Annotated in this window: 13 protein-coding genes; 2 read left to right on the top strand and 11 right to left on the bottom strand. The window is 31.1% G+C overall.

Annotated elements, in window-relative coordinates; all coding sequences use genetic code 11:
• Positions 1–29 precede the first annotated feature (29 nt).
• The gene (dltD, locus tag FYJ71_RS03410; protein WP_154537383.1) at positions 30–1,229 is read right to left on the bottom strand and encodes a D-alanyl-lipoteichoic acid biosynthesis protein DltD; all 1,200 of its coding nucleotides are present in this window, start codon (positions 1,227–1,229) and stop codon (positions 30–32) included.
• Between the two features lie 167 nt (positions 1,230–1,396).
• Complete coding sequence (locus tag FYJ71_RS03405) at positions 1,397–2,953, bottom strand: SH3 domain-containing protein (protein ID WP_408634610.1); 1,557 nt, start codon at positions 2,951–2,953, stop codon at positions 1,397–1,399.
• Positions 2,954–3,251: 298 nt separating this feature from the next.
• Here FYJ71_RS03405 and FYJ71_RS03400 point away from each other — a divergent pair, with 298 nt between their 5' ends.
• Complete coding sequence (locus FYJ71_RS03400; RefSeq protein WP_154537381.1) at positions 3,252–4,007, top strand: NAD-dependent protein deacylase; 756 nt, start codon at positions 3,252–3,254, stop codon at positions 4,005–4,007.
• Between the two features lie 222 nt (positions 4,008–4,229).
• Here the strand turns inward: FYJ71_RS03400 and FYJ71_RS03395 are convergent, their stop codons facing one another.
• The 5 genes from FYJ71_RS03395 to FYJ71_RS03375 all read right to left on the bottom strand — a co-directional run bounded on the left by FYJ71_RS03395 (position 4,230) and on the right by FYJ71_RS03375 (position 9,126).
• On the bottom strand, positions 4,230–4,670 hold the full coding sequence (locus tag FYJ71_RS03395) for a MarR family winged helix-turn-helix transcriptional regulator (RefSeq protein WP_154537380.1): 441 nt from the start codon (positions 4,668–4,670) through the stop codon (positions 4,230–4,232).
• Positions 4,671–5,127: 457 nt separating this feature from the next.
• The gene (gene scpB / locus FYJ71_RS03390; protein ID WP_154537379.1) at positions 5,128–5,649 is read right to left on the bottom strand and encodes an SMC-Scp complex subunit ScpB; all 522 of its coding nucleotides are present in this window, start codon (positions 5,647–5,649) and stop codon (positions 5,128–5,130) included.
• A gap of 391 nt (positions 5,650–6,040) precedes the next feature.
• Positions 6,041–6,763, bottom strand: a complete 723-nt coding sequence (locus FYJ71_RS03385; RefSeq protein ID WP_154537378.1) for a segregation and condensation protein A — start codon at positions 6,761–6,763, stop codon at positions 6,041–6,043.
• A gap of 22 nt (positions 6,764–6,785) precedes the next feature.
• On the bottom strand, positions 6,786–7,391 hold the full coding sequence (locus tag FYJ71_RS03380; protein ID WP_154537377.1) for a site-2 protease family protein: 606 nt from the start codon (positions 7,389–7,391) through the stop codon (positions 6,786–6,788).
• 67 nt (positions 7,392–7,458) lie between these two features.
• The gene (locus FYJ71_RS03375; protein ID WP_154537376.1) at positions 7,459–9,126 is read right to left on the bottom strand and encodes a ribonuclease J; all 1,668 of its coding nucleotides are present in this window, start codon (positions 9,124–9,126) and stop codon (positions 7,459–7,461) included.
• 161 nt (positions 9,127–9,287) lie between these two features.
• On the opposite strand from FYJ71_RS03375, the gene FYJ71_RS03370 reads away from it, so the two are divergent.
• On the top strand, positions 9,288–10,043 hold the full coding sequence (locus FYJ71_RS03370) for a metal-dependent hydrolase (RefSeq protein WP_154537375.1): 756 nt from the start codon (positions 9,288–9,290) through the stop codon (positions 10,041–10,043).
• Positions 10,044–10,241: 198 nt separating this feature from the next.
• Here the strand turns inward: FYJ71_RS03370 and FYJ71_RS03365 are convergent, their stop codons facing one another.
• The 4 genes from FYJ71_RS03365 to FYJ71_RS03350 all read right to left on the bottom strand — a co-directional run bounded on the left by FYJ71_RS03365 (position 10,242) and on the right by FYJ71_RS03350 (position 13,868).
• Complete coding sequence (locus FYJ71_RS03365; protein WP_091994271.1) at positions 10,242–10,679, bottom strand: Fur family transcriptional regulator; 438 nt, start codon at positions 10,677–10,679, stop codon at positions 10,242–10,244.
• A 68-nt stretch (positions 10,680–10,747) separates the two neighbouring features.
• Positions 10,748–11,170 carry a Holliday junction resolvase RuvX gene (gene ruvX / locus FYJ71_RS03360; protein WP_154537374.1) on the bottom strand — a complete coding sequence of 141 codons (423 nt, stop codon included), beginning with the start codon at positions 11,168–11,170 and terminating at the stop codon, positions 10,748–10,750.
• 153 nt (positions 11,171–11,323) lie between these two features.
• Positions 11,324–13,594, bottom strand: coding sequence for a hypothetical protein (locus FYJ71_RS03355; protein ID WP_154537373.1), 2,271 nt, complete (start codon positions 13,592–13,594; stop codon positions 11,324–11,326).
• Positions 13,595–13,607: 13 nt separating this feature from the next.
• Positions 13,608–13,868: an IreB family regulatory phosphoprotein gene (locus FYJ71_RS03350; protein ID WP_154537372.1), complete on the bottom strand. Its 261-nt coding sequence runs from the start codon at positions 13,866–13,868 to the stop codon at positions 13,608–13,610.
• Positions 13,869–14,120: the final 252 nt, after the last annotated feature.

Raw genomic sequence — 14,120 nt, 5'->3', positions numbered from 1 at the left:
ATCTACAAGATATTATCTTATATAAAGGATTAATTTCTATCTTCAAAAGCATTGTACAGCCTTTCGCAGATATCAACCCATCCCAAAGTACCAATATGCATTACATCACGAAGATAAAACTTTGACTTATCGTACTCTGTCAAGTCCATAAGCGATATACCGTAGCTTTTGCTTATATCTCTTATCTTTGCGTAGTATGCTTCCCTTTTTTCGGTTGTAATTCCTGTATAAGAATAGAATTCATCCATAGAAGGAGTCAATATTACTATCGGCTTTATTTTTAAATCTCTACAAGTCTTCAAAAATATATCAAGATCCTCATATTCAACAGATTTTGTCAAATCGACATCCTTATATTTATTAAGAAAAAACTTATCCTTCCCAAAGAGATTTTTTTTGTAATAGCCCTTATCAATATAAAGTTTCTTTCCACCTAGTATATGATCTTTTTTTCCGACTCTTTTTATTGCATCGTCATATGCTCTCTTACGTTCAAACTTCCAATCAAAATATTTTCCTGCCAATGAATCCTTATTTTTTCTTTGAGAGGTCATCAGCAATTCCTTATACAGCAAGCCCTTGTCCTTTAAATTGACCATAAATTTCTTGAAATTATAATATGGTTCAAATACTACGTTATTTCTTTTTTTCATATAGTCGAGTGCATACTGTCTCTCTGCTTGAAATTCATTACTTGATTTCAATAATGTCGTAACTCTTTTTGCATAAAGCATTTTTGTTTCATCACTTATTTTTTTGTTGTCCATAAATCTATAGAACTGAACAGGTGAAAATCTACCTTGAAAATGGCTATCCGTTACTCCACCCTTATCCATAAACCACTGCATTGATAAAAGTAGAACTACCTTTTTACTTGGATTATCCAAGCTTCCAAGTACTGTTGAATGCTGTAGATCTTGCGTGTACGCCTTTCCTATTGTAACAATTCCATTCTCTATTTTTCCAGTATTAAAGTAATAATCGGGATGCTGTCGAGTTGAATGACTCAATTCAGAAGAACCAAACATCAGAATATTATCTTTATTACTCAAAAAATTATTTGCAAAGTAGCCTTTATTCTTTACAACACTATCCGCATTGAATAGCACCGGATTCAAATCGTTGTTTGATAACATTCGCACAACTTCTTTTTCTAAGAACCAGTTAAGAGAAAATGCAAATGTTACACCTATAACGATTGGAACAACAATATATTTTAATTTCTTCATAAACCCCCACCAAATATTACACAAAATTATAGATACTATATAGTATCAAAAAAAGCTTAACTATTTCTAGATTAATCGATATTTCAGTTTAAAAAACAGCACAAAAAGAGTTCGAACATACCTTGCCAAATACGAATGTTCGAACCTTTTTTTAAGTATACAAAATACTAATTATACTGTGGAACTATATATCTTAAAGCACCTAAATTGCTTGAATACTTTCCAATATCTGCCATTTTATTACCGATTGCTTTTGGCCATGAAATATCACTAGCATACTGATGCCAAGTGAATCCTGTAGACCATTTCATTTCATATAATGTATTTTGATTGTATTGTGAATTATGAATATATCTCTGTGATATCCATGTAGCAGCACCATCAATACCTGCCGCAACACTTGTCCAACCATTTTTGTATGCAGTTGCCGATCCACCAGCAAGTGCATTTCCATCAACTGCACCTATTCCAAAGAAATTGTAAACAGTTTTACCATTGTACTGAACACCTGATGCAAGCTTTGATGTACCATAACCTGTCTCTATCATTGAATGAGCAACAAGATAAAGCACATTAATATTGTTCTTTTTAGCCGCATTTATAAATGCATGCCCCTGATTATGGAATACATTTCCACTCTTACAATATTTATTTAAATATGAATTAAGCTGATCAACAGTTAAATCATTACTATATGAATCCAATGCCAAAAACTGCATCATCCCTGAGTAGCTAGTATGGTTTTGAGGATTCATGTAGTAAGTCAATTCCTCAGTGCTTGCTTTCCCCCATCCATTAGAGCTATTTAAGTTAAGCGCTTTTGAAGACTGTAAATTAACATGATTACTCAAAGACATGCCCATATTTTTATAGCTGATACCACCTGCCACAGATGGCGTTGTATTTTCCTTTACATTGTTGTCATCGACAACCTCAACACTCGTATTGCCAAAGTCAGCTGAAACATCTTCTGCTGATTCGATTACATCATCAGAACTCTCCCCAGTATTCTCAAGATAGTATGAAGATACATATCCCGTTACACCGTCAACGCTAATCTTTGCCCATCCATTCTTCTCGGATATGAAATTTACTAGCTGACCTCTATTTAATGTCTTTACTCTCTCACTAGTTATTTCAGAAGACTTTCTCATATTCAATTTATTTGAAATAACACGCTTTACAACGGATGATGAATTTGATTCAGTGCTTGCACCCACAGTTGTCGTACCAACATCTTTCACTAGTCTAGACGAAACAAATCCCACTTGTCCATTAAACTCAACTTTCGTCCAACCAACTGCTTCATCAATAACCTTTAGCCTGTCACCCTTGTGAAGCACAGCCAAGATACTACTATTCGTACTCGCTCCACTTCTCAGATTCAATAGGTCGTTAGCGACTTCCTTATATTTAGCCGTTTGCTGAGGAGAAGTCTTGACATTAGATACCTGCTTCGCATCTAGTGTCACTGCATTCTTCGCTACCCACCCATCTTTATTTCCTGATTTTATGTTATACCAACCATCTTTTTCAGATAATATCTCTACTTTATCACCTTTTTTTAACACAAATTTTACACTGTTATTTATACTAGGATTAACTCTTATATTTACAAATTCAAAATTTATTACGCCAGTTTGTCCTGAAGCCATGGCTGTAGTCCCTACAAACGGTAATAACGCCAAAGCCGACATCGCCAATTTACTTTTCAAAAAATTCATCTCCTTTCGATTACTACTTATTACAGTATATCAAACCTTTACAATTTTGTAAACATTAAATGTAATAAGTTACAAACAAGTAACATGATTTTCCCTCTATAATGCTACTGCTTTAATTGAATGATATCACAAATTATGTTATTCTATTAATAATAGGATAATGAATTTAGTTCTATTTGATATTTTTGAATAAAATTTTTAAACACATATACAGCTAATTTACAATATTACAATAAATTTATTATTAAGTGATAAGCTATAGAAGCATTTTAATATGATAAACAGGAGGATTTTTAATATGGTAAACACAATTGAAAAAGACAAGATAGCGAAATTAAAGAGTATTATCGTGGAAAGTGATAATATTGTTTTCTTTGGAGGTGCTGGAGTATCAACAGAATCAAATATTCCAGATTTTAGAAGCTCGAATGGACTTTTCAACAAATCCTTAAATAAACATTTTACACCTGAACAGCTAGTTTCAAGAACATACTTCGAAAGATATCCGGATGATTTTTTTGATTTTTACAAAAAAAATCTGATCTTCAAGGATGCGAGGCCAAATCTAGCACATCATGCTTTGGTAAAGCTCGAAAAATTGGGTAAATTGAAGGCAGTAATCACTCAAAATATTGACGGATTACATCAGCTAGCCGGAAGCAAAAATGTATTCGAACTTCATGGTAGCGTTCATTCCAACACTTGTACATTTTGCAAATCAAAGTATTCCTTGGAGGAATTTTTGGCACTTGAAGGTACTACTCCCAAATGCTCTGTCTGTGGAAATACGGTAAAACCTGATGTAGTATTATATGAAGAATCACTTGATGATAGAGTTATTGCCGAATCGATAAAAATGATATCACAGGCTGATGTTTTAATTGTCGGTGGAACGTCACTCGTGGTCTATCCTGCTGCAGGTTTTTTGAATTATTTTAAGGGCAGCGAATTGGTGCTAATTAATAAAAGTTCTACAAATATGGATTCGATGGCAAGTCTTATAATAAATGATTCAATAGGAAAAATTTTATCGGAAATCGTAAATGAATTGTAATTAACTAAAAATATACACAATAAGAAACGTCTATCGAAATTATCTATCAGTAGACGTTTCTTATTGTATAAATTTTAAACTGTTTTCCCCAGGCACAAACATACTTTATACTATGCACCATTTTTGTAAATTGTTGCTTTTTTCTAATAAGTTTTCTATAACTTATAATTTTGTTTCTTTTTACTCTTTTTCAATCCCCAAACAATGTTCAACTGCAAAAAATTAATATAACTTTTCAGCAGCTTTAATCAATACATCAAGACTTTTTTCGACATTCTTTTTGAATTTGTCATCAAAACCAGACATATTGCCTACAAGTATTGCAGAAATTCTTTCTTCTTCCTCTTTAAGAATCTCTTTGCCACTTTCTGTGATTCCATAGAAAGTATTTCTTCTGTCTTTGGGATCGTCTTCCCTAAATACATATCCAGAATCGACAAGTTTGTTCAAAAGTATACATAAGCTTGAAGTCGATACGTATAAATCTTTACTTAGGTTTTTCAATTCAATTTTTTCATATTTCTTCAATTGCTCTAATGTGAAAAATTGCTTTGAAGTAAACTTCTGTACTTTTTTCGTACCAGTTCCAGTAATACTCTTAATCAAATTATCAAACACATTAAAATTTTCTAACAGAAGAAGTGCCAAATCTTTATCTTCCATAATTTTACCCCCCTTGTATGCGACTGTCCTCGCAAAATACTTAATTTGATAAAATAATATTAAATAACATTAAATTAATATAATGTTTATTATAACACATTTTAATAATAATTCTACAAAAAAATTAAATTAGTAAAAAAAATACATAATTTTTTCATATTGCTAATAGCATTGAAAAATCAGTATTAATTTTCTTCCTCTTTTATTTTTAAACTAATTTATATCTTTTAGTAAGATAAAATTGATATAATACAATAATACTTTATGTAGGACTATTATTTTAAGATTAAATTTTTATTATTTTTATAAACAATAAATTCATACAGTCTATTTAACAAACAAATTTATTTGCAACTCCAGAATTTTATTACTTAAGAAATCTATTACTTTTAGAAAAACGAAATAAATTATTTCATATCTTGCAGGATGAAACTCAAAAAATTTATAACCTAATTCCTTAAACCTGAGTAGATATACTAGGTAGCTTTTCAAGAGAATCTATTTGCAATAATTTTAAAAATTCATCAGTTGTTCTGTAAATTATCGGTTTCCCCGTTTTATTAAGTCTCCCCGCCTCATATATCAATTCGCTGTCAGTTAATGTTTTCAGCACCTTGTCGCACTTTACACCTCTTATGTTTTCCAATTCATTTTTCGTGATAGGTTGTTTATAGGCAATAATAATCAATGTTTCCAATGTAGCTTGACTGAGATATCTTTTCTTTGGATTACCAACTACGTTTTTTATATAGTCCGAAAATTCCTCATTTGAACACATCTGATATTTGTCATTTACCTTAATAATTTGAATACCTCTATTATTGTCCTTATACTCATCAATTAGCATGGTCAACATTTTTTCGATTTCCTTTGGTGAAAGCTCCTCGTTGATCGCAATATTTAGTTGTTCGATACCAACTGGCTCCGTACTAGAAAACAGTATGGCTTCGATTATATTTTTTATATCAGCTCTTCTCAAAAAAACACCTCTTTATCAACAAAAAAATTGATACAAACTTTTTCCCATTATATCAAATGAACAATCCATATATCAGATTGTTCTCGATTTTGTTCATTTCATACACTACTATTATATTATATTTTTTCGATATTGTATACCATAAAAGTTCAAAAAACGAACATTATTAATATGTTTTTCCTATATTTAATCATCATATTTGATAAATCTTGTGTATTTTCATAATAAAAACATATCAAAATTCAAATTATTATACAATATTTTGATAAAATATACAGTTTATATAATGCAATATGGGAAATATATCAATTTTTATATTATTTTTTTATTTTCTAATTGTCAATGAAGAAATACCAGCCTCCAAAAAAGTTTTTAGGCTGATATTTCTCAGCTAGTTTTTCTTTATCAATATTTTATCCAGAAATTTATCTTGAACTATTACTATCTCTTTCATCTTTATCAATTCAAGTATGGCAAGAAAATTTGCTATTTTTTCATCCTTATCACAAGATAAAAGGATTTTGTCAAAATATACACCATTTTCACTCTCAAGATATTTCCTTATACTCTGTATTTTCTCCTCTACATGAATAATCGGCTTTTTCACAATTGTTTCTAGTTTTTCATTGTTGCTTGTATTCTCTTTCTTTTTTTCCTTGGGAAATATTTTTGGAAGCAGCTCTTCTATCAATTCTATTGTAATATTTGTCAAGTCAGAGGATACATCATCATCCTCTAGTTCAAGCTCAATTTTCCTGTAGTATCTCTTGTCATATTCGTCAATACCATCTATCAGCAGTTCTGTTATCTGCTTGTACTTTTGATATTCCTCTAGCTGTCTAAAAAGTTCTTCTCTTGGGTCAGATTCCTCAGGGTTACTGTTTTTCACGTATAGTATGTATCTGGATTTTATTTCTAATAATTTTGAAGCCATAGATATAAAATCACTCGCCAACTCTAAATCTACCGCTTCCATTTCATCTACATATGATAAATACTGTTCAGTTATTTCTATAATGGAGATTTCACTTATATTTATTTTTTTCCTTGTAATTAAATCTAGTAGAAGATCCAATGGACCCTCGTATTTTTGCGTCTGTATGTTATAATCCATGACTACCTCACAAAACTATTATCTATAAAAACATTGAAACTATACCAGAAAAGAAAGAATATATTGGACTAAGTACAAAGCTTAGCACATTTGTCATAACCAATAGTATCAATATGATAAAAGAATATCTGGTATATTCATAAAGCTTATAATTTACACTACCTGGAAGAAAAGTCGATATAAAACTCCATCCGTCAAGTGGTGGTATCGGCAAAATATTAAACGAAGCAAAAGCAATATTATAAACTATCAACGATTCACATACCATTTTTAGTGAATAAATTCCAATGTATTTGTAAATCATAGCGAAAAAAATTGCTGAAGCCAAATTCATAAATATTCCTGCTAATGAAACAGTTATATTTCCGATTTTTTCATTTTTGTAGTTATACGGATTTACTGGAACTGGCTTTGCCCATCCGAACTTCGCTACAAACATCATAATCATTCCAAAAATATCTATATGAGATAATGGATTAATTGTCATTCTTCCAGCATTTTTTGCCGTATCATCACCATTTAAATGTGCAACAAAAGCGTGTCCAAACTCATGTATCGATATTGCGAAAAAAATTGCCAGTGCTGATGTCAAAAATGACGACACGCTATTTAAAAACTCAAAATTCAATATTTGATCCTCCTAGTTTTTTACTATTTTATTAAAGAGAAAAATGGGGGAAATCCCCCCATTTAAATTATACTTCCATCAAAATTGGTAATATCATAGGATTTCTCTTTGTCTTAATATACAAGTATTCCTTTAATTCATCCTTAATTGTATTTTTGATGTACGCCCATTCTCTAATTTTTCTCGTATCACAATTATCAAATACTGATTGAACAATATCCTTTGCACCTTCAATCAATCCTTCAGATTCTCTCACATATACAAATCCTCTTGATATGATATCTGGACCTGCAAGTATTCTTCCATCCTCTTTTGAAAGAGTTACCACAATTGTCATCAGACCATCTTCAGATAAATGCTTTCTATCTCTAAGGACTATATTTCCGACATCACCGACACCCAAGCCATCTATCAGAATTCTACCAGAAGGAACTCTTCCGTTTTTCCTTGCACCTCTTCTATCTACTTCAAGTACATCACCATTTGATATTATAAAGATATTTTCTTCTCTCACTCCAACTTCACAAGCAAGCTCAGCATGCTTCTTTAGCATTTTGAATTCTCCGTGAACCGGTAAGAAAAACTTTGGCTTTGCAAATGCCTGCATTAATTTCAATTCATCTCTTCTGGCATGACCGGAAACATGGATATCTGCTATATCACTTGAAACTACGTCAGCCCCTTTTTCTAGCAAGAAATTTATTACCTTTGATACGGTCTTTTCATTTCCTGGAATTGGATGAGCCGAAATAATAACCAAATCACCTTTTTTTATTTCTACTTTCTTGTGTTCAGAATTTGCCATTCTTGCCAATGCAGACATCGGTTCACCTTGAGAACCTGTCGTGATGATTACTAGCTCATTATCCTTATATTTGTGAATATCATTTAGATCAATAATGTGTTCGTCTGTCTCTAAATATCCTAATTCTTTTGCTACTCCAAGAATGTTTACCATTGATCTTCCTGAAACCGCAACCTTTCTGTTGTACATCTTTGCAACATCGGCAATTTGCTGTAGCCTATGTATATTCGATGCAAATGTTGCTACTATAATTCTACTGTCTGAGGCCTTTTTAAACAAAGTTTCCAAACCTGCTCCGACACTTTTCTCCGACATTGTACTTCCTGGCTTATCTGCGTTCGTACTATCAGCCATCATCAAAAGTATGCCCTCTTCATCGCTTATCTGACATATCCTATGAATATCCATAAGTCCGCCATCTATAGGCGTCAAATCAATCTTAAAATCTCCCGTATGATAAATTACACCTTGATTTGTATGAACAGCAATTGAATATGCATCTGGAATACTGTGGTTTACACGAATAAATTCCACACTCATGTGTTTTAGCTTCACTTGATCCCTCGAACCTACAATATTCAATTTTGCGTTATTTATCCTATGATCTTTCAATTTTACACGTATCAGCTCAATGCTCAATGCAGATCCATACACTGGTACGTTCAATTTCTTCAATAAATAAGGCATTGCCCCAATATGGTCCTCATGACCATGCGTAATAAAAATGCCCTTCACTTTATCAGCATTTTTCACCAAGTAAGAAATATCTGGAATGACAATATCTATTCCCAGAAGCTCATCCTCTGGAAAACTCAATCCAGCATCAATTACTATTATCTCGTCCTTATACTCTATAACGGTCATATTCTTCCCAATCTCATTAAGACCCCCTAGTGGTATAACTTTTATTTTTTCATTATTCTTTGCCAAATTAACTCTCCTTTTTTAATTTTTACACGAACACACAACATTATTTATAATATACCACATATTCATACATTTAAGCAAATAAAATAATTCCTTTTATCAATATCATATGTTAAAATATATAAATAAAATAAAGAGATTTACATTACAGAAAGGGGTTGACCATGAGAGGAAAATCACATCTTGCAATAGGTCTATTGACTACAGTCGAGGCTACATCTGCCATGGGTATAAGCATATCTCCAATAGGCGTATTACTATCAATTATTTTTTCGATTATCCCTGATATCGACGAGGCAAATTCATCCGCATTAAATAAATTGATCAGCAAAAGTTTCACAAAAAAACTACATAGATTGCTACTCTACTCATTACTGATACTATCGTTTTTTTTCTATTCAAAGACAAATAGCAGCCTTTACATTATATTATTCTTGTCATTGACAATGATTGGACTTGTTGAAAAAAAGGTAACCGAGAATTTTGTTAGATCAACCTTTATTTCGACGTTTTTTCTAATAATAACAGCTATCCTTATTCTTTTTAGGCTCAATATAAGTGTAATAATGCTGTCATCACTGCTGTGTATTTTCCCAGTTACAAAGCATCGTTCTCTAAGCCACACAGCTATAATGCCAATATTTATTTATTTTCTGATGAAATATTTTGAAGTGGAGTTCAATCTAAACAATATTGCAATACCATCAGCATTAGCATATTCATCTCACCTTGTTTGTGACATATGCACAAAAAGAGGAATTCCAATTTTCTCTCCGATTTATCGAAAAAACGTTAGTATTGCCAATCTCAAAGTTGGCTCTTTCCTTTGCAATTTTGTTGAAACTTTGGCAATTGTTATTCTTGTTGCCCTACTTTTATTCATGACATTTAAAGGTCTGATAAAAGTATCATTGATTTAAGACTACTGTTTTTGAATTATTAAATATAAACGAATATATGCAAAAAATATAAGTATTCATTTCAGTAACATATATTCAGTAATATAGATTCGGCAGTATTGATTCGGCAATATAAAATTAAATAAATAAGAAAACTCGCACTTCCCTTTTTATAAAAGGATATGCGAGTTTTCTTATTGAAGTAACATTAGTCAACTTCTATTTGCATTTGCTACATAAACCATAAAATTTCAAATCATGATCCTTGATTTCAAACTTATAAGTATTTTCAACTTTTTCTTCAATTGCATCCAACAAATCTTCTTTTACCTCTATTATCGTTCCACAATTTTTACAAATCAAATGATGGTGGTGATGATTTTCTTCACCTTCGAAATTGATTTCATATCTTGTGCAACCATCGTCCAAGTTAAGCTTTGATATGCCATTGATTTCATCAAGAAGTTGCATTGTTCTGTAAACAGTAGCAAGACCAATTTCAGGACAATCTACTCTTACCTTATCATAAATTTCTTCTGTACTCAAATGAGAATTTTCATTCTCAATTAATACCTCAATGATAGCTCTTCTCTGCGGAGTAATCTTGAATCCTGTAGCCTTTAACTTTTCTTTTAGTATTTCCATCGTTTTTTCCATAATTAATAATCACCTTTTTTCAATTGATAACTTACTAATAATATAGACCATATTTCATACAATGTCAATTAAAACTTTCTATAATCTAGATAATTTTGTAAAATTATTACAGCTGCCAATTTATCAATGACTTTTTTTCTATTCTTTCTACTAATATCTCCATCGATTAAAACTCTTTGCGCAGACACAGTTGTGAGTCTTTCATCCCAGAATTCAACCTTTATTTTTAGCTCAGATTCTATCAATTCGCAAAATTTCTTCACTAATTCGGCCTGAGGCCCTATTGTGCCATTCATGTTTTTAGGCAATCCTGACACAATAAGATTTACATTTTGCTCATCTATTATTTTTTTTAATTCTTCTAAATCTTTTTTTTTGCTTTTTCTATGGATAGTTGTAATACCTTGTGCCGTTATTCCCAACATATCACTAACAGCCACACCAATCGTACTATTACCAATATCCAATCCCATTATTCTTCCAGTTAGCATTAAAATCTCCTATTATGTTTCATTATTATGTTTATTAATATATACCATTTTTATTAAAGTTCATTTTTTTATCAATGTTTATTATTTATATTAATATTTATTATTTTTATTGATAATTATTAGTATTTATTATTTTTTATTTCTTTAAATATATTACTCTATGCTACTCTCTGTCTTTTCTTTGTATTCAATAACCATAATAATGACAATAGGAACAATCAAATACAAGGAATCTGTTGCTGCTGAAATTATTCCTGAATCGTTGACCAACAATGTCACAAGACATCCTACGATTATAGATAAAAATCCCTTATAAACGTATGGATATCTATTCTTTATCGCTCCGGAAAATTTACCAGGTTTGAAAACAGCTATTGATAACAGCAAAAGAGCTACCAAGAGAAAATTCACCCATATTGTAGTTTGAGCAAGCAAAATATTCATTTCAATTTTTCTTAAAAATACATTTGCTATTTCCATAGGTCCATTAACCATAATTTGCTTAACAAAATTACCCAAGTGTGAACCTATGTTTAGAGCGATATCTGCAACCGCAAATCCAGCAACCAATAGAACTGTTGCCAATAGAATCAGCACGCATTTTTTTATGTCTATTTTTACATTATTTATCAACAAAATATATACCAAGAATGCAATCATTCCTGAAATAGCACCTCCGACATTGGCTCCCATCGAAGGATATGCAGAAATAAATAACACGCCCATCAAAATTATTCCAATTATCCACTTAGGAAATTTTTTATACTCGAGGATAACAGAGAATCCCAGTATGGCACTACCAATGACAACCCCCTCATATTCATTTCCAATTCCGTAATATCTAGCTGCTACCATCGGATCGTAGCTCATAATATTACTTTCCATTAAAGGTGTTGCAAAAAAAGCGTCTAAGCATATCACAGATATCATTATCAGAGAATACATACCAATCTGCTTCATATCATCCTTTTTAAATATTATTTTAGGAACTAAATAATAAATAATGGAAAAAAACACTATCGAAAGAGAAATCATCGACTTTGAGCTAGACTGTAGCATAGGCGCACTCAAAAAAGCCAATGGCATAATCAATCCAAGCTTTGATGCCTCTTTCAGTGTGTTGATTACTCTACCTCTAAATCTTCTAGGAATTCTATTCTTTTGCCACAATGAAATAACAGCAGCAATAATAACAATCGATACCAATGAAACATAAATATTTATAACAGACATTCTTATTGAAGATATAGAAACAATTTTTTCAAAATCCTTTAGTAAATAATCAATGTTTCCATTTTTCTCCAATGAAGTGAGCTTTTTGCCTATTATCTCTTCATTTTTAAGTCCAAATCTGTTTAGTATTTCAGCTCCGAAATCTACATTTGATATTATTCCGTCTCTTCTTGTAGTAGCAGAATTCAATAGTCCAGACCCACCATCAGACATGTCAAACCTCATTATCGGAGTGAGTTTTTTGTTATTAATATATTCCAGATTACTAGGATATGAGCTCATAACATAGACAGTATCATTTTTACCTGCAATACTGAATATGTAATCCAGATAATCACTTACGTTATTGTATATAGAAAACTTCATCTTCTTATAAGTTTTCTCATTCAGATTCATTTTGTATTTATCTAGTCTATATGTATCACCTGTGTTTACATACAACAAATCAGACTCATTATAGTATTTTTGAGTTTCCTTTTTTAGTTTTTCGTAATCAGTGGCGATACCAAAAGGATAATTAGTATCTTTTTTGTTAATATCGTCAGTATTTCCACCAAATAATCGCCCCTTTGAATCCATAAATGTCAGACAAAAATCTCTATTTTTGACTAATTGACCATTTTCATAATAATCATTATTGCCGATAACAGAAATTCTTTTGCCATTTGCATTCATTGTTTCGCCAAGATATCCTATTTTAGACTTGTAGTCACCTGTTGTCAGATTGACGAAATCTATATTGTTAATATTTACTAGATTAATCGCACCTGGCTTCCATCCGGTTGCCGATTTGTATAGCTTAGCACCATCTAAAGTATCATTAAAATCAAGCTCCAAATCAGAGCTGATATTTGCTCGTGTACTTGCTCCCATGGTTGCAAAATTTCTTTTGTCATCATAGCCCTTATCACCTCTGATGTTCATCAGCGCAACGTAACCACTTGATTTCAATTTGGTTCTAATAAACTTTATATTATTAAAATTCTCCAAATTGGTTCTGATAATATCAACTATAATAACCTTTCCACTATTTTTAGCTGTATTATTGTCAGCATCCTTATCAGGACTCCCCTTAGAAATAGCTCTTTCTGTCGATAGTTGAATTTTCGTATCAGAATTAGCAAATCCTGTAATTGAAATTGAGAATATCATCATAAACGACAATATTATCGACGTTATTTTTCTTAACATTTTCTCCCTCTTATTACCTCTCAATTTTTAAATATGATGATATTACTTCTTCCAATATTTCATCTCTTTCAAATCTCTTTATCGCTGCTCTGGCATTATTGTAACTAGTAATATAGCTAGAGTCACCTGATAGAAGATATCCTATAATTTGATTTACCGGATTGTACCCTTTCTCATAAAGAGAATCATAAACATATTTAATAGTCTCTGAAACATTCATTTTATCATCATTCAAGCCTTCAAATTGCATTGTATAATCTAATTCGTTATCCATTTTTTATTCCTCCAATATCATAATTTAGAAAATACGCTTTGCATTTTCTTACAATAAATTTTACAATAAAAACAACATTTTATCAAGGAAATAAGAATATTATTATTTTCAACAGTATTGAACTTAGATTTTTACAAGTTATTCAAAAGTTTTTTATTTATATAAAAAGTAGAGGGCAATTCTGCCCTCTTACTTATCCTTTTTGTTTAATTTATGTTTCTCTTTTACGAATAATGTAACGAATCTGTTAAT

Source organism: Peptostreptococcus porci, assembly GCF_009695815.1.
In the GTDB taxonomy this organism is placed as follows: domain Bacteria; phylum Bacillota; class Clostridia; order Peptostreptococcales; family Peptostreptococcaceae; genus Peptostreptococcus; species Peptostreptococcus porci.
The sequence above is the reverse complement of the archived record's forward strand: the minus strand, read 5'-3'. Positions and strand labels throughout refer to the sequence as shown.

Bases quoted from the DNA above. Each gene is read 5' to 3' on its own strand.
- dltD (WP_154537383.1), bottom strand. From the start codon at position 1,229: ATGAAGAAATTAAAATATATTGTTGTTCCAATCGTTATAGGTGTAACA.
- FYJ71_RS03405 (WP_408634610.1), bottom strand. From the start codon at position 2,953: ATGAATTTTTTGAAAAGTAAATTGGCGATGTCGGCTTTGGCGTTATTA.
- FYJ71_RS03400 (WP_154537381.1), top strand. From the start codon at position 3,252: ATGGTAAACACAATTGAAAAAGACAAGATAGCGAAATTAAAGAGTATT.
- FYJ71_RS03395 (WP_154537380.1), bottom strand. From the start codon at position 4,670: ATGGAAGATAAAGATTTGGCACTTCTTCTGTTAGAAAATTTTAATGTG.
- FYJ71_RS03385 (WP_154537378.1), bottom strand. From the start codon at position 6,763: ATGGATTATAACATACAGACGCAAAAATACGAGGGTCCATTGGATCTT.
- FYJ71_RS03370 (WP_154537375.1), top strand. From the start codon at position 9,288: ATGAGAGGAAAATCACATCTTGCAATAGGTCTATTGACTACAGTCGAG.
- FYJ71_RS03365 (WP_091994271.1), bottom strand. From the start codon at position 10,679: ATGGAAAAAACGATGGAAATACTAAAAGAAAAGTTAAAGGCTACAGGA.
- ruvX (WP_154537374.1), bottom strand. From the start codon at position 11,170: ATGCTAACTGGAAGAATAATGGGATTGGATATTGGTAATAGTACGATT.
- FYJ71_RS03355 (WP_154537373.1), bottom strand. From the start codon at position 13,594: ATGTTAAGAAAAATAACGTCGATAATATTGTCGTTTATGATGATATTC.
- FYJ71_RS03350 (WP_154537372.1), bottom strand. From the start codon at position 13,868: ATGGATAACGAATTAGATTATACAATGCAATTTGAAGGCTTGAATGAT.